Annotated in this window: 19 protein-coding genes and 1 pseudogene; 19 read left to right on the top strand and 1 reads right to left on the bottom strand. The window is 48.5% G+C overall.

Features of this window, described 5'->3' with window-relative positions; all coding sequences use genetic code 11:
* The first annotated feature begins 8 nt into the window (after positions 1-8).
* The 9 genes from DW965_RS11680 (at position 9) to DW965_RS11640 (ending at position 10,225) form a co-directional block, all read left to right on the top strand.
* Complete coding sequence (locus DW965_RS11680) at positions 9-254, top strand: DUF4315 family protein (protein WP_025577937.1); 246 nt, start codon at positions 9-11, stop codon at positions 252-254.
* On the top strand, positions 244-1,356 hold the full coding sequence (locus tag DW965_RS11675; RefSeq protein WP_055158513.1) for a DUF4366 domain-containing protein: 1,113 nt from the start codon (positions 244-246) through the stop codon (positions 1,354-1,356). The genes DW965_RS11680 and DW965_RS11675 overlap by 11 nt, the downstream gene beginning before the upstream one ends.
* 39 nt (positions 1,357-1,395) lie before the next feature.
* A complete protein-coding gene (gene srtB / locus DW965_RS11670; protein WP_119198413.1) occupies positions 1,396-6,306 on the top strand; it encodes a class B sortase in 4,911 nt (1,636 codons plus the stop codon).
* 62 nt (positions 6,307-6,368) lie between these two features.
* Complete coding sequence (locus tag DW965_RS11665) at positions 6,369-6,851, top strand: hypothetical protein (protein ID WP_119198412.1); 483 nt, start codon at positions 6,369-6,371, stop codon at positions 6,849-6,851.
* A 188-nt stretch (positions 6,852-7,039) separates the two neighbouring features.
* A complete protein-coding gene (locus DW965_RS11660; protein WP_119198411.1) occupies positions 7,040-7,657 on the top strand; it encodes a DUF6088 family protein in 618 nt (205 codons plus the stop codon).
* The gene (locus DW965_RS11655; protein WP_025577928.1) at positions 7,654-8,652 is read left to right on the top strand and encodes a nucleotidyl transferase AbiEii/AbiGii toxin family protein; all 999 of its coding nucleotides are present in this window, start codon (positions 7,654-7,656) and stop codon (positions 8,650-8,652) included. Before DW965_RS11660 ends, DW965_RS11655 begins: the two co-directional genes overlap by 4 nt.
* 59 nt (positions 8,653-8,711) lie before the next feature.
* Complete coding sequence (locus tag DW965_RS11650) at positions 8,712-9,020, top strand: hypothetical protein (RefSeq protein WP_243036625.1); 309 nt, start codon at positions 8,712-8,714, stop codon at positions 9,018-9,020.
* A 27-nt stretch (positions 9,021-9,047) separates the two neighbouring features.
* Positions 9,048-9,815, top strand: coding sequence for an FAD-dependent thymidylate synthase (locus tag DW965_RS11645; RefSeq protein WP_256372856.1), 768 nt, complete (start codon positions 9,048-9,050; stop codon positions 9,813-9,815).
* Positions 9,812-10,225: a dUTP diphosphatase gene (locus DW965_RS11640; protein WP_005361111.1), complete on the top strand. Its 414-nt coding sequence runs from the start codon at positions 9,812-9,814 to the stop codon at positions 10,223-10,225. Before DW965_RS11645 ends, DW965_RS11640 begins: the two co-directional genes overlap by 4 nt.
* A 119-nt stretch (positions 10,226-10,344) precedes the next feature.
* Here the strand turns inward: DW965_RS11640 and DW965_RS11635 are convergent, their stop codons facing one another.
* On the bottom strand, positions 10,345-10,659 hold the full coding sequence (locus DW965_RS11635) for a helix-turn-helix domain-containing protein (protein ID WP_005361112.1): 315 nt from the start codon (positions 10,657-10,659) through the stop codon (positions 10,345-10,347).
* Positions 10,660-10,808: 149 nt separating this feature from the next.
* On the opposite strand from DW965_RS11635, the gene DW965_RS11630 reads away from it, so the two are divergent.
* From DW965_RS11630 to DW965_RS11585, 10 genes and pseudogenes are all read left to right on the top strand, one after another.
* Positions 10,809-11,318, top strand: coding sequence for an SLOG family protein (locus DW965_RS11630; RefSeq protein ID WP_055158503.1), 510 nt, complete (start codon positions 10,809-10,811; stop codon positions 11,316-11,318).
* A 65-nt stretch (positions 11,319-11,383) separates the two neighbouring features.
* Positions 11,384-11,509: a DUF3789 domain-containing protein gene (locus DW965_RS11625; RefSeq protein WP_117657264.1), complete on the top strand. Its 126-nt coding sequence runs from the start codon at positions 11,384-11,386 to the stop codon at positions 11,507-11,509.
* 3 nt (positions 11,510-11,512) lie between these two features.
* Positions 11,513-13,620 (top strand): annotated as a pseudogene (locus tag DW965_RS11620) (DNA topoisomerase 3).
* Positions 13,617-14,000, top strand: a complete 384-nt coding sequence (locus DW965_RS11615) for a hypothetical protein (RefSeq protein ID WP_025580944.1) — start codon at positions 13,617-13,619, stop codon at positions 13,998-14,000. Before DW965_RS11620 ends, DW965_RS11615 begins: the two are co-directional and overlap by 4 nt.
* A gap of 5 nt (positions 14,001-14,005) precedes the next feature.
* Positions 14,006-14,374: a cysteine-rich VLP protein gene (locus DW965_RS11610; protein ID WP_119198410.1), complete on the top strand. Its 369-nt coding sequence runs from the start codon at positions 14,006-14,008 to the stop codon at positions 14,372-14,374.
* A gap of 192 nt (positions 14,375-14,566) precedes the next feature.
* On the top strand, positions 14,567-15,160 hold the full coding sequence (locus tag DW965_RS11605; protein ID WP_005361127.1) for a hypothetical protein: 594 nt from the start codon (positions 14,567-14,569) through the stop codon (positions 15,158-15,160).
* Positions 15,161-15,173: 13 nt separating this feature from the next.
* Positions 15,174-16,094 (top strand): DUF4316 domain-containing protein, encoded by a 921-nt coding sequence (locus DW965_RS11600; RefSeq protein WP_005361129.1) that lies wholly within the window; start codon positions 15,174-15,176, stop codon positions 16,092-16,094.
* A complete protein-coding gene (locus DW965_RS11595) occupies positions 16,094-16,792 on the top strand; it encodes a hypothetical protein (RefSeq protein WP_119198409.1) in 699 nt (232 codons plus the stop codon). Before DW965_RS11600 ends, DW965_RS11595 begins: the two co-directional genes overlap by 1 nt.
* Positions 16,789-17,133: a plasmid mobilization protein gene (locus DW965_RS11590; protein ID WP_117468891.1), complete on the top strand. Its 345-nt coding sequence runs from the start codon at positions 16,789-16,791 to the stop codon at positions 17,131-17,133. Before DW965_RS11595 ends, DW965_RS11590 begins: the two co-directional genes overlap by 4 nt.
* An 85-nt stretch (positions 17,134-17,218) precedes the next feature.
* Complete coding sequence (locus DW965_RS11585; protein WP_117567363.1) at positions 17,219-17,509, top strand: CD1845 family protein; 291 nt, start codon at positions 17,219-17,221, stop codon at positions 17,507-17,509.
* Positions 17,510-17,570 lie beyond the last annotated feature (61 nt).

The following is a 17,570-nucleotide window of genomic DNA, read 5'->3' as shown; positions in this document are numbered from 1 at the left end:
GTAATAAATTGAATCCTAAAATTGAAAAACTGGAAAAGGAAATTGAAAAGACCAAAACAAAGATTGCGGAAATGCAGGCAAAGCTCCATAAGCTGGAGGAACAGAAAACAGAACTGGAAAATACCGATTATGTGGCGGTGGCGCGCAGTTTCAAACTGACGCCCCAGCAGCTTGCGGATTTTTTGAAATCACAGCAGGCAGCCCCTTCGGAAACTGTTTTACCGCAGGAGAAGGAGGATGTGCATGAGGCTTAAAAAACTTTCCCTGCTGCTGGCGCTTACGCTTCTTGTAAGTGTCAGCGCATTACCTGTAACGGCTCATGCCGGCGGTTCCAAAGACACCACACCGCCAACGCTGACTGCTTCCCTGGAGGGCGATGCCCTGAAAATAGAAAGCAGTGACGATCTATCCGGCGTGGAGGCGGTCTTTGTTGATGAAAACCGTATCAACTCCCTCACCGATGGGAAAGCGTCGGTTGCACTAAAAGATTATGCAGGAACAGAAAAACAGGTAAGCATATACGCAAAAGATTATGCCGGCAACCGTTCTGATGTGGTAAAGCTGGATAATCCGTATTACAAAGAACCGGCTCCTGAAAAGAAACCTGCTGCGGCAGCACCCCAGAGTCCGTCCGGTACACAGACAAAACCGCCTAAGGAAGAAAAACCTTCCGGCTCAAACGCTGCAACCCCTTCCGGCGGCGGAAATTCTTCCGGTTCAGATAACAGTACCGGACAGCAGGAAAATACTTCTGCGATCCCGGAAGGTGCATTTACCCCGGAAGGCACCGGAACGGTACAGGACAATATCAGCGGTACGGATGGGGAAAAACAGTTTTACACCATCACTACGGACGCGGGCAATGTCTTTTATCTGGTGATCGACGGGAAACGGGAAGATAACAATGTCTACTTCTTAAACGGCGTCACAGAGTCCGACCTGATGGCGCTTGCAGAAAAGAACAATGGCAGCATGAGCATGATTCCCCAGGAAGAAAGCTGCAACTGCACCGAAAAATGTGAGGCAGGAAAAGTCAATACCGGCTGTCCGGTCTGCAAAAATGACTTGAGTGGCTGCAAAGGAAAAGAAAAGCCGACGGAAACCGAAAAACCGGCTGAACCGGAAAAGCCGAAGAAAGAGACCGGCAGTGTCGGCACGATCCTGTTTATCCTTGCTGCCTTACTTGCGGTCGGCGGGATCGGTTACTATGTAAAAATCGTGCGTCCGAAACAGCAGGCCGAGGACGATGCGGAATTTGAGGATGACGGTTATGGAGAAGGCTTTGACCCGGATGAGGCATACGGGGAACCGGAATATCTTTCCGAGGATGATTTTGACGACAAGGACAGCAAATAAGGCTGTCCTTTTAGATTTTATGAAAGTGAGGATTTTTTCATGGAACATATCATAACCAGGCGCCGCGGCTTTCGCAAGCTGTTGGCGCTTTTGCTTTGTATGGCAAGCATTTTGGGGATTCTTCCGGCTCAGGCTTTTGCCATGTCTGTCGGACAAACGGCAAGCTCCTGGCTGGGCGACCAGTATGTGGGCTCTGATGGAAACCACTACCGCGCCCCGGCACCTTACACCTATCTTGCCTACCATGCAGACGGAACCATCGACGTACACACCAGTTCCGGGGGCAATGCTTACCGGCACTATATGCTGACGGATTCTGACGGGATCAGCCATCAGGTTTACTGTGTGGAGAGCGGGATTCCTTACCATACTTCGGAAAACACCTATGTTTCAGAAAGCGGGACCAACAGCCAATACCTGAACCTGCTTCCTGCCGAGGCAAGGAGGGGGATCACCCTGACTGCGATCTATGGCTGGAAACCCGGTGCGGCGCTCCCTGTTTCCGGGATCAACGAGGATGACTATAAGATGGCAACCCAGATCATCCTTTGGGAATACCAGCAGCAGCTTAGAAGCGATCCGTACAACCGCCACGGAAACGGCCACGCAGATGGTGACCAGTATTTCAGCGTGATCGCCGGACGACCGGCTGAAAAAGCCTATGACTGGATTCTGGCACAGGTCGCTTCCCATTCCACAGTCCCTTCCTTTACTTCTTCTAAGAAAAGCGAAGCACCGGAACTGGAACTGAAATGGGATGTAGAAAAAAAGGTCTATACCCTGACGGTCACAGATACCAACAACTTGAAGATCGACCTGGAGGCTTTGAAAGGCAGCGGCGTTTCTGTGACAAGAAACGGAAATGAATACACCTTTACCAGCAGGCAGATGATGATGGACCCGGTGCTGTTTGAATTCCGAAAGAATATCCCGGTGGCAAATGACATGCTGATCTGGGGCAGACCAGGCTACCAGACCATGATGACCGGCGCCAGCGATCCGGTTTCCTTCTTTGTAAAGATCAAAACGGAAACTTACGGTACTGCAAAACTTGTCAAGACCAGTGAGGACGGCATTGTTTCCGGTATCACCTTCCATATTTCCGGTACGGACATTTTGGGAAATGAAGTCAATGAGGAAGTCACGACCGGAGAAAACGGCCAGATTGAAAAGAAGCTCCTGCCGGGAACCTATCTGGTAAAAGAGCTGCCGGTGGACCGCTATGTGACCCCTTCCGCACAGTACGTGACCATTGAAAGCGGGCAAACTTCTTCGGTACATTTCAGCAATATCCTGAAGAAGTTCCGCGTCCATGTGGTAAAGAGCGACGCTGATACCGGAAATGCCCAGGGGGACGCCACGCTTGCAGGGGCGACCTATGGGATCTTCCGTGATGGCGAACTGATCGACACTTATACTACCGGGCCGGATGGCAGCTTTATGACTCGCTATTATGTGTGCGGGGATAGCTGGACGATCCGGGAGATCGAACCGAGCACCGGGTATCTTCTGAATGAAACCGTTTATGAAGTGGGTGCATCCCCTTCCCTGTATGAAGTGGAACTCAATACCACAGAAAATCAGGTGACGGAAACGGTTATTTACGGAAATATCCAGCTTGTCAAGCACACCGATGACCTGGACCCGGATGTGCCTGAGGGCGAAAATACCGACGATCCCAATGCCGGTATCATCGAACGCCCGGAAGCAGGCGCAGTCTTTGAAATTTACTTAAAGGCAGCCGGAAGCTATGACGCGGCAAAGGAAAGTGAACGCGACCTTCTTACCACGGATGCGGATGGTTTTGCTTCCAGTAAACCGCTTCCGTATGGGCATTATACGGTCCATCAAATCGCAGGCGAGGAAGGCAAAGCCTTTGTCCCGGACTTTACGGTATTCATTTCCTCTGACGGAAAGACTTACAGCTATATCCTGAACAACCGCACCATCACAGCCCGTCTGAAAGTTGAAAAATGTGACGCAGAGACCGGAAAGATTATCCCTGTGACCGGAACCGGTTTTCAGATCAAGGATCTTTCCACCGGGGAATTTATCACCCAGACCGTCTACTATCCGAACCCGGAAACACTGGATACCTTCTATGTTTCTGACGAGGGCTGGCTGATGCTGCCGGAGCCTTTGGCCGCCGGGGATTATGAACTTTATGAGGTAGCTGCTCCTTACGGCTATGTGCTTTCCGACCAGCCGGTACCGTTTACCATTGACGGCAGCGAGGCGGTTGTGACGGTCACGCAGTACAATATGCCGCAGAAAGGCCAGCTTACCATCACAAAGACCGGAGAAGTATTTGCTTCTGTCCAGGAAAACGACGGACTGTACCAACCGGTATATGAGGTTGCCGGACTTCCCGGAGCGGTCTATGATGTGATCGCAGATGAAGATATTTATACCGGTGACGGTACCTTGCGGGCAGCAAAAGATACGGTTGTGGAAACACTTACGACCGGCGAGGACGGTTCAGCAAAAAGCGGGCTCCTTTATCTCGGCCGTTACCGGCTGGAGGAACGTCAGGCGCCTTCCGGCTGTGTGCTGAATCCTCAACCGGAATATGTGGAACTGACCTATGCGGGTGAGACCGTAGAGGTTACACAGACAGCGGCCGGTCTTTATGACGAACGCCAGAAAGTGGATGTCACACTTTTCAAGGCAATGGAGACCGATGACCTGTTCGGTCTTGGCATGAACGAGGAATATAAGGATATTTCCTTTGGACTTTATGCTTCCGCAGACCTGACGGCGGCAGATGGCAGCGTGATCCCGGCAGGTGGACTTCTGGAAGTGGTCTCTGTTTCGTCTGTGGAATCCGGCGGTTACAGCGCTTCCTTCGCTTCCGACCTGCCTTTTGGCAGCTATTATGTCAAGGAACGCACAACCAACGGCGCCTATATCCTTTCGGATCAGGAATATCCGGTTGTCTTTGAGTATGCTGGTCAGGAAACCGCCCTGGTACAGATCCTTGTCAATGAAGGCGAGGCTGTTTCCAATGAACTTCTCCGTGGGCGTGTAGACGGTGTAAAAGTCGGGGAAAACCCGGAAGGCGGCGAGGATGTCACGCTTGCCGGTGCGCTCATGGGTCTGTTTAGACCTGATACCGAAGAATTTACTGAAGAAAATGCGCTGCTTACTGCCATTACCGGAAAAGACGGCAGTTTTTCCTTTGAGAACATTCCTTACGGACACTGGATCGTCAAGGAGATCTCTGCCCCTGACCTTTATACGGTAAGCCCGCAGCAGCACCATGTATATATCGGTGCAGACGGACAGCATATCGAGATCCGTGTGGAAAACACCCTGATCCGCGGCAGTGTTCAGGTAACCAAAACCGAAGCTGTGGAGGAACCTTCCCCTGTGGAAAAGGAGGATAAGAAAGACAAGAATTCTTTCCTGCGCTTCCTGTCCGGTGCAGTGTTTGACCTGTATGCGGATTCCAACGCCAACCAGGAATATGATCCTGACGATCAAAAGATCGGTACGCTGAAAGAAACCGATGCAGGCTATCATACGGCGGAAAACCTTCTGGCTGGCGGCTACTTTATCAAAGAAAGCAAAGCGCCGGAGGGCTATCAGCCTGATCCAAACGCTTACTATTTCTCCATCACAGAAGATGGACAGATTGCAGTTGTGGAGAATGGAGAAGCCGGGCACGGATTTACCAATGAGGCTTACCGCGGCAACTTAAAGATCACAAAGGATTCCAGCGACGGGCGCAAAGATGGTTTTGCCATCGAGGTTAAGAGTGCGGACGGCTCCTACTGCGAGACATTCACCACTCCAAAATCCGGCGTGATTGAAGTTAAGGGCCTTCGTGTCGGTATTTATACCGTAACAGAAGTTGCAAACCGGGCAAGCAAGGATTACATCATTCCTGATGCCGCTACGGTGGAGATTAAGGCAGATCAGACATCTACAGTCCAGTTCTTTAATGAAAAACCGGAAAAGCCGGATAACCCAAAGAACCCGGAAAAGCCTTCTGTTCCCTCCAATCCTTCCACCCCTCAAAAGCCGGTACCGCAGACCGGGGATGATCCGTATATTTTCCTGTATGGCGGACTGCTGGCAGCCGTACTGATCGGCGGCAGCGTATTTGCTGTGTATTATTTCAAAAAGGGAAAATACAGCAGGACTTCCCCGAAAAGAACGGCTGTCGGGGTTTCTGTCCTTTCACTCTGCGTTCTGGTGGCTCTTGGCAGCGGTTTTTTGGTGTTCCGTGACTTGAACCAGTATGCTGAGAGTAAAGATGCCTATCGAGATCTTGCCGGATATGTGGAAGTACCGGAGCAGACAGCTTCCCCGGAGTCGGCACCCGATCCGACAGAACCAAAACGGGACGATGCCGATATTGTCCTGCCTTCGGTAGACTTTGAAACGCTCCGTGAAAATGGACCGGACATCATCGGATGGCTTTCCCTTCCTGATACGGTGCTCAATTATCCGGTAACGCAGACCGACAACAACGAATATTACCTGAACCATCTTTATGACGGAACCTATAACAAGGTTGGCTGCCTGTTTGCCGATTATGAAAACCGGGCAGATTTTTCAGACCGCAATACGATCATTTATGGTCATAATATGCGGGATGGTTCCATGTTTGCGCTGCTGAACCGGTACGATGAACAAAGTTACTTTGATGCTCACAGGCAGATGTATCTCGTTACTCCGAAGGGTGGTTATGTCATGGAGATCTTTGCGGCTTTTGCAGCAAAGCCGGAAGAATCCGGCAGTGAAACTTCTCCCTGGCAGCTTTCCTGGAAGGATGACGGTGCTTATACTACCTGGCTTACAGCTATGAAGGAACGTTCTGCAGTGGAAAGTGATGTGACTGTGACCTGCAGCGATAAGGTACTGACCCTTTCTACCTGTACGCCGGGCGGCACAGGACGCTTCCTTGTCATGGGAAAACTCGTGAAAGTAGATAACGAAATATAGATTTTAGACGGTGCGGGGGCAAAAGCTCCCGCACCTGCTGTTTACAAGGAGGATTTTATTTTATGGTAAATACCATTATTTCCATTCCCGGCTATGTCCATCTTTACCGCTCACTTTTGCGGTTTTACGACATGCCGGAAAATGAAGTCCGGGAAATGCTCTATCTTCTGAATACGGCAAACCTGGACTGCTACGAGTATTATCACCCGGACCGCAGTGTGATCCAGAGCGGACCGGTCGCTTTTTGCGGATGGCTGGAAACGAAAGACTGCCGCCCTTACCGCACAGAGGTACAGCTTTACAAGTCGCTGCTGTTTTTGAAGCGCAGCATTGACCGTGACCTGATCGTATCAGCTCAGAGGGAGGCTCTGCAAACCCTGCGCTGTATCATCTCCAATCTGGAATACCGCTTTTATAAAGCCTATGGCATGGAGATCGAGGACAAACGCACGGTCTATGGGGAATGTACCTACCGTCTGGTTCCAAGGGAGGACGAACCCAGCGTGTGCCTGATGCACGACTGGATCTACCTGCCGAGTACTTAAAATGTCCCGAATAATACACAATATTCGGGACAAAATAAGAATACGATAGTTCCCATCTCCTGATATAGAATTTGAAACTGATGTATAAATTCTGTTCTATGTGGAATACTATTGCTAAAACTCTTGAAGCCTATTGAAAATTTGTCCCGAATAGTATATAATATTCGGGACAAAAGGAGGTGAGCAATATGGCAAATGGCTATTCCAAACAGATTCAGGAGCAGATAAAAGCAGCGGCGGAAGGAACTATTTTCATCAGTTCTGATTTTGCGGATATTGCCGATACGGAAACCATAAGACGGAACTTAAACCGGCTTACACAGGCAGGTATGCTTCGCCGCATTTTGAAAGGTGTTTATGAAAAACCAAAATATAGCAAACTTCTGGATGAATATGTGGCGGCAGACCCGGAAGCGGTGGCGAACGCATTGGCACGAAGTTATCACTGGACGATTGCCCCATGTGGGAATACAGCATTGAACCTGTTAGGTCTTTCAACACAGGTAACAGCAGTATGGTCCTATATCAGCGATGGTCCATATAAGACCTACGAGTGGAACTCTACAAAGCTGGAATTTAAGCACCGGACCAATAAGGAGATTACCGGATTGTCCTATATGACAAGTTTGGTTATACAGGCATTAAAAACGCTTGGCAGATCGAATGTTACGCCAGAAGTCATACAGATGCTTTCCGAAAAACTGACAGACAAGGATAAACAGGCTTGTTTGAAGGAAGCAACAGAGTCTACGGATTGGGTTTACGATATGATACGACAGATTTGTGGAGGTGAAAAGGTACAATGAGAAATATAGCAAGACTTTCAGATAACGACCGCAGGGAGCTGTTCAGAAATACAGCAGATAAAATGGGACTGAATGATGCCATCGTAGAAAAAGACTTTTGGGTATGTTTTACGCTGGATTATTTATTTCACCGCTCACCATGGAAAGAGTCCATCACCTTTAAGGGAGGTACCAGCCTTTCAAAAGCCTTTCACCTGATCAGCCGGTTTTCAGAAGATATTGATTTGATTCTGGACTGGCGTGTATTGGGATATGGCAAAGATGAACCATGGGAGAAACGTTCCAATACAAAACAGGATGCTTTTAACAAAGAAGCCAATGCGCGTGCGGAGGTATTTCTGTCCGAAACATTCTGCCCGGCAGTCAAAGCCGGCTTATCCCAGGAAATCGGTTGTGAAGCAAATGTCTACATAGATGAAAAGGATAAACAGACGGTCATTTTCGCCTATCCGCACCTTTTTACAAATACGGCGACCTTACAGGTGATCCGTTTAGAGATTGGTGCGCTGGCAGCGTGGACTCCTGCAAAAACAGCGCAGATCGAACCTTACGCGGCAAAATATTATCCGAAGATTTTTGAGCAAAAAGAAACTGCAATCCTTACCGTTGCCCCGGAACGGACCTTCTGGGAAAAAGCCACAATCCTGCACCATGAAGCGAACAGACCGGAACATTTGGAAATGCCGCAGCGGTATTCCAGACATTATTATGATCTCTACCGCATGGCTGCAACACCGGTTAAAGAAGCTGCTTTTTCCAGGCTTGACCTCCTGAAGAAAGTTGTAGATTTCAAAATGAAATTCTATCCCAGATCATGGGCGAAGTACCCGGAGGCTGTGCCGGGCACATTAAAATTACTCCCGCCGGAATATCGGTTTGCAGCATTGGAAGCGGACTATAACTCTATGCAGGATATGTTGTATGGGGATGTTCCGACATTTGAGACAGTCATAGCAGCGGTCCAGGAACTGGAAAAAGAGATCAATACACTATAAACAATTACATATCCATTTATTTGCCGGCTATTCTAAGATGCTTTAGAATAGCCGGTTTCTTGTTTTCAAAGGAGGGATGCTATATTACGCAAAATGAAGTCAATGCCGTTTTTGACGAACAGGTGCGGCTCTGTGCTGATACCTTGAAACGGAAAACCAAAGAATACACCGGGGATGACCCGGACCGGCTGGGTGCATTTAAGGCAGCGGCAGCTTTACAGCACACAACGCCCCAGCGTGCCCTTGCCGGTATGCTGGCAAAGCATATTGTTTCTCTATACGATATGTGCTTTGCCGAAGAAGTGGTTTATCCGATGGACACATGGGACGAAAAGATCACAGACAGTCTTAACTATCTGTCTTACTGAAAGCGATTGTAAAGGAGGGACATACCAATTAAACAGATTGAAGTAAAAATTTTGAACTGCCAGGCGGTAGCGGAAGCAGAAAAAAACATGGTCTTTGCGGCAAGGCTTACCCAGCAGGGACATAAGATTGCCTCAATGGACGACCTGATGGAGCTCTACGAAAAATCATTCAGCGTTCAGACAGTAGCAGCTATGGGGGCGCTTCCCCATCCTACCATCCAGAAATTTGCGGTGATCACGGTAGCCATTGTCGGCGCCAGCAGGCGTTTTCTGGCGCAGATCACCCGCCACCAGAACGAAGTAAAATTTATGAGTGCATCGCTGCAGTACAGCAACTATACGGGACAGGCGGATTTCGCTGTCCCGTATTCTATTATGACGGCTCCGGCAGTGGTACGGGAACTGTACTTAAAAAGCTGTAATGAAAGCATGAAATGTTATGAAGCCCTGTGCACTGCCGGAAGCGGGCACGATGCGGCCGGCTATGCCACGCCCCAGGGATTGCGGAATGTACTGCTCATCAGCGCCACCCCTTATCAGTGGAAACATATCATCAGCCAGCGGGTATGCCGGAGAAATACAGATGAAACAAGGATCGTGCTGCTAAAGGTCTGGAAAGAACTTTATGAACTAAGCCCTGCTTTGTTTGCCCCATCACTGACCGGGCCTTTTTGTCAGATGGATCGATGTCTGGAAGGGAAAATGACCTGCGGACGAAAACTGCAGGCAAATATGACGCCAGAGGATATTTTGGAAAAAGATTATCCTGCTCTTTGGGAAGGAGACTGCCGATGAAAATAAAACTGATCGACTTTGGCGTACCGGAGCACCAGCGTCCTTACCGTCCGCATGGCAATGATGCCGGAGCGGATGTTTATCTGCCCTATGACTGTACCTTACAGCCCGGAGAAATCGCCAAAATTCCTTTGGGTTTTGGACTGGAAATACCGGATGGATATGCGGGATATATCTTTCCCCGTACCAGCATGGCGGTAAAAGGTCTGGTCTGTGAACTGCCGCCTGTGGATTCCGGCTACCGTGGAGAGATCCATGCGATCATCAGCAATGTAAGCAATCAGGCGCAGTCTCTTTTTAAGGGAGCCCGTATCGGGCAGCTTGTGATCACGCCGATCGTCATTGCGGATTTTGTAACCGATCTGGGAACAGAACGAGGAACCGGCAGCTTTGGCAGTACCGGCGAATAGAAAAAGGCTGTTTGGAGAACAGTTTTTGAATACTTATCGGTATAGGGAGCGGACATTTCGAGAACATTATAAAATATAATAAAGAAAGTCACGAAAAAAGCGGCCATTACCGTGACCGCTTACTTTCTGCTATTGAGTTCTTTCATAATACCGAGGATATATTGCATGGATTGAGGATCAAGCTGTCTTGCCTCTGCAATGAATTCCTTTAAGGTTTCCGGGTAGGTATTTCCTTCATCAAAGAATTCCTGCGGTGTCACACCCAGATATTCGCAGATGTAGAAAAAAGACTGCATAGCGGGAAGTGACTTTTTATTCTCAATATTATTGATGTAGTTGTTTGCCTGACCTAACGATAAAGACATATCGCGTGCGGAAACTCCTTTTTGTGTCCGCAGCTTCGCTAATCGTTCCGGGACAAAATCTTCATACATCGCCTTCACCTCCCATTCTGTAATAGATTGTACCTCACGCCCCTTTATTATCCGCAAAAGGAAAAAGGGTATTATCGTTGACTTGCTAAATTAAATCTATTACTATATGAAAAGTGAAGAATTTTACCTATCAGATGGAGGGATGACCGATGAAAGGAAAGACTTGCTGTGTTACCGGACACAGGGATTTGCCGCAGAATGAGATCAACAAAATAAAAGCCGCTTTGGAACATGAGATCGATGCTGCCGTTACAGATGGATTTACCTGTTTTATGAGTGGCTTTGCAGATGGCGTGGATCAGTATTTTGCAGAGCTGGTGTTGGAAAGAAAGCAGACTAATCCGGCGCTGGAGCTGATCGCAGTGATCCCTTACCGCAAACGTCTGGACAGCCTGAATAAGAAAACAAGAACCCGTGAACTGCTGGAGGCTTGTGCGGATGTTGTTGTCATACAGGAAAAATATCTCCCAAGCGTCTACTCCCACAGAAACCGCTATATGGTGGAGCACTCCGACCGAGTGATCGCTGTATATGACGGACGGGAAACCGGCGGTACGGCAAAGACGATCCGCTTCACCCATCGGATGAAAAAGGAACTGCGGGAAATCCCGGTTGGAGAGATCGTCCTGCCGGATCACTTGAAACCAAAAACAAAATAGATACCTGTTGATGCGCTCACTTTGAAGTGGGCGTTTTTCTTTACCCATTTTTAGGAGGAATGCTTATGTGGAACCTGATTTCACATTTCCTTACCTTTGCCGGAGGGATAGTTTCCGGCGTTATGTTGATGTGTCTTATGCAAACCGGAAAACTTGCGGATAAAGAATTTGAAACTATGAAGGAGGAATAAAAATTGAAACTTGTGATTGCAGAAAAGCCCTCTGTTGCTATGTCACTGGCAGCAGTATTAGGCGCAACGGAAAGAAAAGACGGTTATCTCGAAGGTTCCGGTTATCTGGTGAGCTGGTGCGTGGGACATCTTTTGGAACTGGCACAGCCGGAGGCTTACAAAGAACAGTACGCCAAATGGCGGTATGAGGACCTTCCGATCCTACCGGAAAACTGGAAATATGAAGTTCCAAAGGATAAGAAAAAGCAGCTTGCCCTTTTGTGCCGGCTGATGAAGGACAAACGGGTGGATTCTGTGGTATGCGCTACGGATGCCGGGCGTGAAGGAGAACTGATCTTCCGTCTGGTCTATGAATATGCCGGATGTAATAAGCCTATGGAACGCCTTTGGATTTCCAGTATGGAGGATGCGGCGATCCGTGAGGGTTTTGACCATCTCCGTCCCGGCAGTGATTACGATAAACTCTATGATGCGGCAGTATGCCGGGCAGGAGCCGACTGGCTGATCGGGATCAATGCCACCCGGCTTTTTTCTGTCCTGTATGGTGTCACACTAAATGTCGGCCGTGTTATGTCACCGACGCTGGCACTTTTGGTACAGCGTGAGTCGGATATTGAATCCTTCATCAGCAAGCCTTTTTATGTGCCGGAAATCACCTGCGGAGGTTTTACTGCTTCCGGCGAAAAAATGACGGAACGATCCGAGGCTGAAAAAATCCGTATGGACTGTGACCACAACTCCGCTTTTGTGCGTTCTGCGGAAAAGCAGGTAAAAACTATACAGCCTCCCCGCCTTTATGACCTTACAACTCTGCAAAGGGAATGTAACCGTATTTATGGCTATACGGCTCAACAGACCCTTGATTATGTGCAATCTCTCTATGAAAAGAAGCTGGCAACCTATCCGAGAACGGACAGCCAGTATTTGACGAAGGACATGCAGGCAACCGCCGCTTCCCTGATCCTATGGCTGCGTGACAATATGCCCTTTGGAAAAGGCTGCGCCGGAGAGCCGGACATTGACCGGGTAACAGACGACAGCAAAGTGACCGACCACCATGCCATCATCCCAACTGTGGAGATTGCACGGACAGACCTGTCAGAGCTTCCTTCCGGGGAGCGGGATGTGCTTACCCTGCTTGCCGTCAGACTGCTTTGTGCCACAACGCAGGTACACCGATTTGAAGCGGTCACCGCTATATTGGACTGCCAGGGATATACTTTTACGGCAAAAGGAAAGACTATTTTACAGTCCGGCTGGAAAGAGGTGGAACGGATTCACCGTATGAGTATCAGGCAGAGTGAAACGGAACACAAAGAAAATGAAGCTGTCGCTCTCCCTGTGCTGCAGGAAGGACAGACTTTTGAAGCTGTATCAGCAAGTCTCCGTGAAGGGAAAACTTCACCGCCGAAACACTATACGGAGGACACACTGCTGTCCGCTATGGAGACTGCCGGTGCGGAAGATATGCCGGAAGATGCCGAGCGTAAAGGATTGGGTACTCCGGCTACCCGTGCGGCAACACTGGAAAAGCTGGTTTCTGCCGGATTTGTACAGCGAAAGAAAAAGCAGCTCATTCCTACGGAAAAAGGAAAGAACCTGATCGCAGTCCTGCCGGACAATATCAAATCTCCCATCTTAACTGCAGAATGGAATCCATGCTGAAACAAGTGGAACATGGCGAACTGTCGGCAACATCTTTTATGGATCAGATTGCAGATATGAGCCGGACGCTGGTAAAAGAACATACTACCCCGGAAGAACGTTTTGCGGATCTGTTTCCTTCTTCCAGAGGAACTGCACATGAAGCCGTAGGGGTATGTCCTCGCTGCGGAGCCCCGGTATATGAAGGAAAGAAAGGTTTTTTCTGCGACAACAGGGAATGTTCTTTTGCTCTTTGGAAAGATAACCGTTTCTTTTCCAGCAAGAAAAAATCCATCACAAAGTCTGTGGCAGCGGCTCTTTTGAAAGAGGGCCGTATTTCTATGTCCGGGCTTTACAGTGAAAAAACAGGAAAGACCTATGATGCGGAAGTGATTCTGGATGATACCGGCGGTAAATATGTGAATTTCAAGCTGGAATTTCCAGTAAAGAAAGGCAGGCGTAAATGAGCGATCGAAAAACCTTTGAATATGGCGGTTATCACTTCACGCCCATACGAAAATTTCACAAAAAAGAAGGCGACTTTTTCGCCATATCGAAACGGCTGGCAAGTGACCCCAACTTAGGGCTGTGTACCTATCAGGATCGGCAAAAAGCACCTTATGATTACAAAGACTTTTATACCGTTTCAACAGACAAAGAATGTGATATTTTCCGCTGCGAAGAAAATGGATTGTTGTATGTACCAGGAAAAAATGAACTTTTTATTTACCATGAACCAAAACAGAAAAAGCGGAACTCTATCGCCGATGCCCTTTCACAGCCCAGGAATGTTACTGATACAACCGAAATTTCCAGCGGTCGGCAAAGCAGAGCCCCGGAAAGGTAGGCGTTATGGCGGAGAGAGAATTGAACCGCTCGGAGCGGGCTACGATCCGAAAGCTGGTTACGGAGCTTTGCGCCAACTATGACTCCCAGGATAAGATCTGCCTTCCTCTGGACAGCCCTTGTTACATGCTGAATAAATGGTGGACCGGTGCTTATTGCAGGTACTTTGAAAAAGCGGTGCTGCCGGTGGATGCAGCACTGGAATCAGCCATTACCGGCGAGGACACCTCCATGAGACAGAAAATATGCCCTGTGTGTGGAAAGGCATATCTTCCTACAACCAGCCAGGCATATTGTTCCGCTGCCTGCCGGGTCTATGCAAGACGGAAATCCGAGTGGGAACGCAAACGCCGGAAGCGGCAAAACCAACCATGATATGTCCGCAACTTAGCCTTAAAAGTCCTTGATTTTCAAGGGCTTTTTGCACCTGTTTTCAAGGGAGCTGTATAAGAATACTCCGGTGCTTTGAAATGAGGTTAAGTTGCGGACAAAACATATATTTTAACAAAAACGATAGGAGGCGATTTTTTGAATATCAACACGATTACCGCGGAGGACCTTCGCCGCATGCCGGATAAGGAAGGACTGATTTTACAGGGCTGTGGCGGGGATCTGACAGAGTGGGTGGACGGGATCAATGAAATGCTGACAAAAGCAGGCATATTGAAAGATGGCTGTCAGTTTGAGAATGTGGCTGCTTTTCAGCACGGCGAACTGACCTGTCTGCTTTACCCGTTTGATGATGTGAAACTGGATATAGGAAAACTTGCCCTGTGGCGTTTACAGACCCATGAAGTCTATGGCGGCACATGGCTGTCGGACTTTGTGCCGAATTATTTAGGCGGATTTATAGAAACACCGGAAGCGTTGGCAGATAAACCGGATTGTCCGCTGATCGGAGCAGATGGGAACATTTTTAATCTGCTGGGTATTGCTTCCCGTACTTTGCGGGAGCATGGTTTGAAAGAACAGGCAAAAGAAATGTCTGATCGGGTATTTGTTTCCGGCAGTTATGGAGAAGCGCTCTGTATCATTGGCGAATATGTCAACATCACAGATTCCGAACTGGAGCATAAGAATTCTCTCCGTCAGCAGCTAAAAGCAACAAAACCGGCAGACCCGGTAAAAAAGCAACAAACTTCCAAACAGCAGGAACGATAAGGAGGGATGCGGAATGGAAAAGAAACGGACCTATGGTGTATGGGCAGTACGAAGCAGCACTTCTATTTTCGGACCGGCACAAAGCTGGTGCAAGGAAAATGGAAAACCGTTGGAGTTTGATACCAAAGCTGCTGCTGAAAACTATGCAAAGGAAGCCAACGAACATACGACAGCAAATGTCCGATACTATGTGAAAGAAAAAGAACCGGAGCCCGGTGCTGTTCGGAAAGGAACATCTCAACCGGAGCTGGATGCACGCAGCCATGAAGAAGTGATACCAAGAAATGATGCAGCGGAAAAACAAAATGAGATTCCGGGCAGACAGATTCCTTCTCAAACAGATCCGCTGGTAGAAATCCGCTCTGCGGTCCATAGTAATTACGCGGGTATGGTCGCTATGCTGGGTGCGGACAACCGTGTGTATTTGGGGCGTGAGGAACGCTGCCATTACCAGAATATGCAGCCATCTTACTATGACAATCAGGACGGTTCCCTGTGTTTTGTCTGTGATCAGCCCGACATGTACTATTTTCTCTATGGAGAAGGCTGGGCGCATACCCAGGCGGAAATGCTGGAACGAGGGCTTACCCTGCGCCAGTATGAAGAATTTGCAAGACTGCAAAATGGGGTCCTTGCACAGTTTACCACCCAAAGAGAAATTCTGTTTGCCGGACAGCCATTTCAGGCGCCGGAGAGTTATCTGCGCAATGCAGAACTTTATGAGGAAGGTCAGACCGGCAACTACAATATGCTGGATGGCAGGCTGAACAACGAACCTCCTGTGCGCCCGGATCTGACAGACGGACAGACGGATGAAGAAATCCGGGAGCTGGTGCCGGAAGCAAAGCCGTCTTTGATGGACCGTTTGAAAGCAGACAAACCGGAGCATGAAGCAAGGCAGATGATCCCTCCGGTGCCGGAAAGGGAACGCTGATGGCCGGGGTAAGATTTGAGGATGTAGATCTTTTGGGTGCTCTTTCCCGTATCGTAGATCTTCATACCCAACATTATAAAGAGGACTTTGACCTGGATAAGGAACTGATCTCAAAACTGGCTGTGTCAGAGCGTTCAGAGGATAAACAGCTTCTTTGGATGTCACGCCCTTGCGGAACCTATACCCTGCGCGAACGGGAAGTTTATCTGGAGGGCAGCCATGAAAACAAAGTGTGGCGGTTTTACCAGGAGCAGACAAATGATCCCGTTTTGGCTTATGCCATCTCTTTGAAAGAAGTCAGGGACGGAAAAATATTTGGCGATCTCTATCCGCTAAATTATAGAGAACATGTGGAACGGATGAAAAAATTGACCTGTCCAATCGGAAATGTAGCCGTTGCTTTTGAGGATGGAAATGTTATCACGATTCCCTATCAGGAACGGAGACAATTTATGAACCGGCTTATGCCAGAGCATGGAGCCCCTAAAACAATGACTTATCTGCCAGAAAATGAGCCGGAGCTGATGATGATCCTAAAACGGGAACGCTTCAAACGCAGCTATCATGCGACAGCCGGAAATCTGGAGGAATATCTTGATAAGTTGGAAAAGACCACCTTGCGGGAAAAACTCAAAAGAGCAAAGACGGTGGTTTCAACACAGGAGGTCTCATCTCATAAAAGAGGGTTGGAACGATGAAGGGCAGGCATAACAAAAAATCTGTCCGCGTCGAATTTGTCATGTCCGAAGCGGAGGCCGAACTGGTAAAAGAACGCATGGCGGAACTTGGCATTACCAATCTGTCGGCATATCTGCGAAAGATGGCCGTAGACGGTTACATCATTCACCTTGATATGGGAGACATTCAAGAAATGATCCGGCTTCTCCGCATTTGTTCCAATAACTTAAACCAATATACCAGACGGGCCAATGAGACCGGCAATATTTATGCCGCAGATATAGAGGACATCCGCACCCGTCTGGACAGCCTTTGGGATGGCATGGACAAACTGATCCGGGGATTTGCAAACATTTCATAAACAGCCGGAAAGCCGTTGCTTTCTTTTTGCCGTCACGGTAAAATTTTTATAAGGGCAGATACCCTTCTGAAAGGAGGCAAAGCGTATGCGTTTGATAGGTAAATTACTGGCACTTCCCTTTATGCTGGTTACGGGGATTCTTTATCTGGTATGTAAATTTTTGGTGGTCCTTTCCGGTGCGGTACTTGGGATTCTTTCCGGGATCATCTTTTTGGCAGCATTGGTGCTGTTCTTTGTCGCAGGATTTTTGCCGGGTCTTGCCTGGCTTATGATCGCCTTTCTTATCAGTCCATACGGTCTGCCTCTGGCGGCTGCATGGCTGGTAGGGATCATTGGTGGGACAAACAGTGCCTTAAAGGATTTTATATTTGGTTAAGCAGATTTGGCGGGGCGCATAGGCAGCCCCGCTCTTTTTCTGCAATTATAACTTCTCTGAT

Source organism: Blautia sp. AM47-4 (assembly GCF_003479865.1).
Classification (GTDB): domain Bacteria; phylum Bacillota; class Clostridia; order Lachnospirales; family Lachnospiraceae; genus Fusicatenibacter; species Fusicatenibacter saccharivorans.
The sequence above is the reverse complement of the archived record's forward strand: the minus strand, read 5'-3'. Positions and strand labels throughout refer to the sequence as shown.

Excerpts from the sequence above, each read along its gene's own strand:
- DW965_RS11675 (WP_055158513.1), top strand. The coding sequence starts at position 244 with ATGAGGCTTAAAAAACTTTCCCTGCTGCTGGCGCTTACGCTTCTTGTA.
- srtB (WP_119198413.1), top strand. The coding sequence starts at position 1,396 with ATGGAACATATCATAACCAGGCGCCGCGGCTTTCGCAAGCTGTTGGCG.
- DW965_RS11665 (WP_119198412.1), top strand. The coding sequence starts at position 6,369 with ATGGTAAATACCATTATTTCCATTCCCGGCTATGTCCATCTTTACCGC.
- DW965_RS11660 (WP_119198411.1), top strand. The coding sequence starts at position 7,040 with ATGGCAAATGGCTATTCCAAACAGATTCAGGAGCAGATAAAAGCAGCG.
- DW965_RS11655 (WP_025577928.1), top strand. The coding sequence starts at position 7,654 with ATGAGAAATATAGCAAGACTTTCAGATAACGACCGCAGGGAGCTGTTC.
- DW965_RS11640 (WP_005361111.1), top strand. The coding sequence starts at position 9,812 with ATGAAAATAAAACTGATCGACTTTGGCGTACCGGAGCACCAGCGTCCT.
- DW965_RS11635 (WP_005361112.1), bottom strand. The coding sequence starts at position 10,659 with ATGTATGAAGATTTTGTCCCGGAACGATTAGCGAAGCTGCGGACACAA.
- DW965_RS11630 (WP_055158503.1), top strand. The coding sequence starts at position 10,809 with ATGAAAGGAAAGACTTGCTGTGTTACCGGACACAGGGATTTGCCGCAG.
- DW965_RS11625 (WP_117657264.1), top strand. The coding sequence starts at position 11,384 with ATGTGGAACCTGATTTCACATTTCCTTACCTTTGCCGGAGGGATAGTT.
- DW965_RS11615 (WP_025580944.1), top strand. The coding sequence starts at position 13,617 with ATGAGCGATCGAAAAACCTTTGAATATGGCGGTTATCACTTCACGCCC.
- DW965_RS11610 (WP_119198410.1), top strand. The coding sequence starts at position 14,006 with ATGGCGGAGAGAGAATTGAACCGCTCGGAGCGGGCTACGATCCGAAAG.
- DW965_RS11605 (WP_005361127.1), top strand. The coding sequence starts at position 14,567 with ATGCCGGATAAGGAAGGACTGATTTTACAGGGCTGTGGCGGGGATCTG.
- DW965_RS11600 (WP_005361129.1), top strand. The coding sequence starts at position 15,174 with ATGGAAAAGAAACGGACCTATGGTGTATGGGCAGTACGAAGCAGCACT.
- DW965_RS11595 (WP_119198409.1), top strand. The coding sequence starts at position 16,094 with ATGGCCGGGGTAAGATTTGAGGATGTAGATCTTTTGGGTGCTCTTTCC.
- DW965_RS11590 (WP_117468891.1), top strand. The coding sequence starts at position 16,789 with ATGAAGGGCAGGCATAACAAAAAATCTGTCCGCGTCGAATTTGTCATG.
- DW965_RS11585 (WP_117567363.1), top strand. The coding sequence starts at position 17,219 with ATGCGTTTGATAGGTAAATTACTGGCACTTCCCTTTATGCTGGTTACG.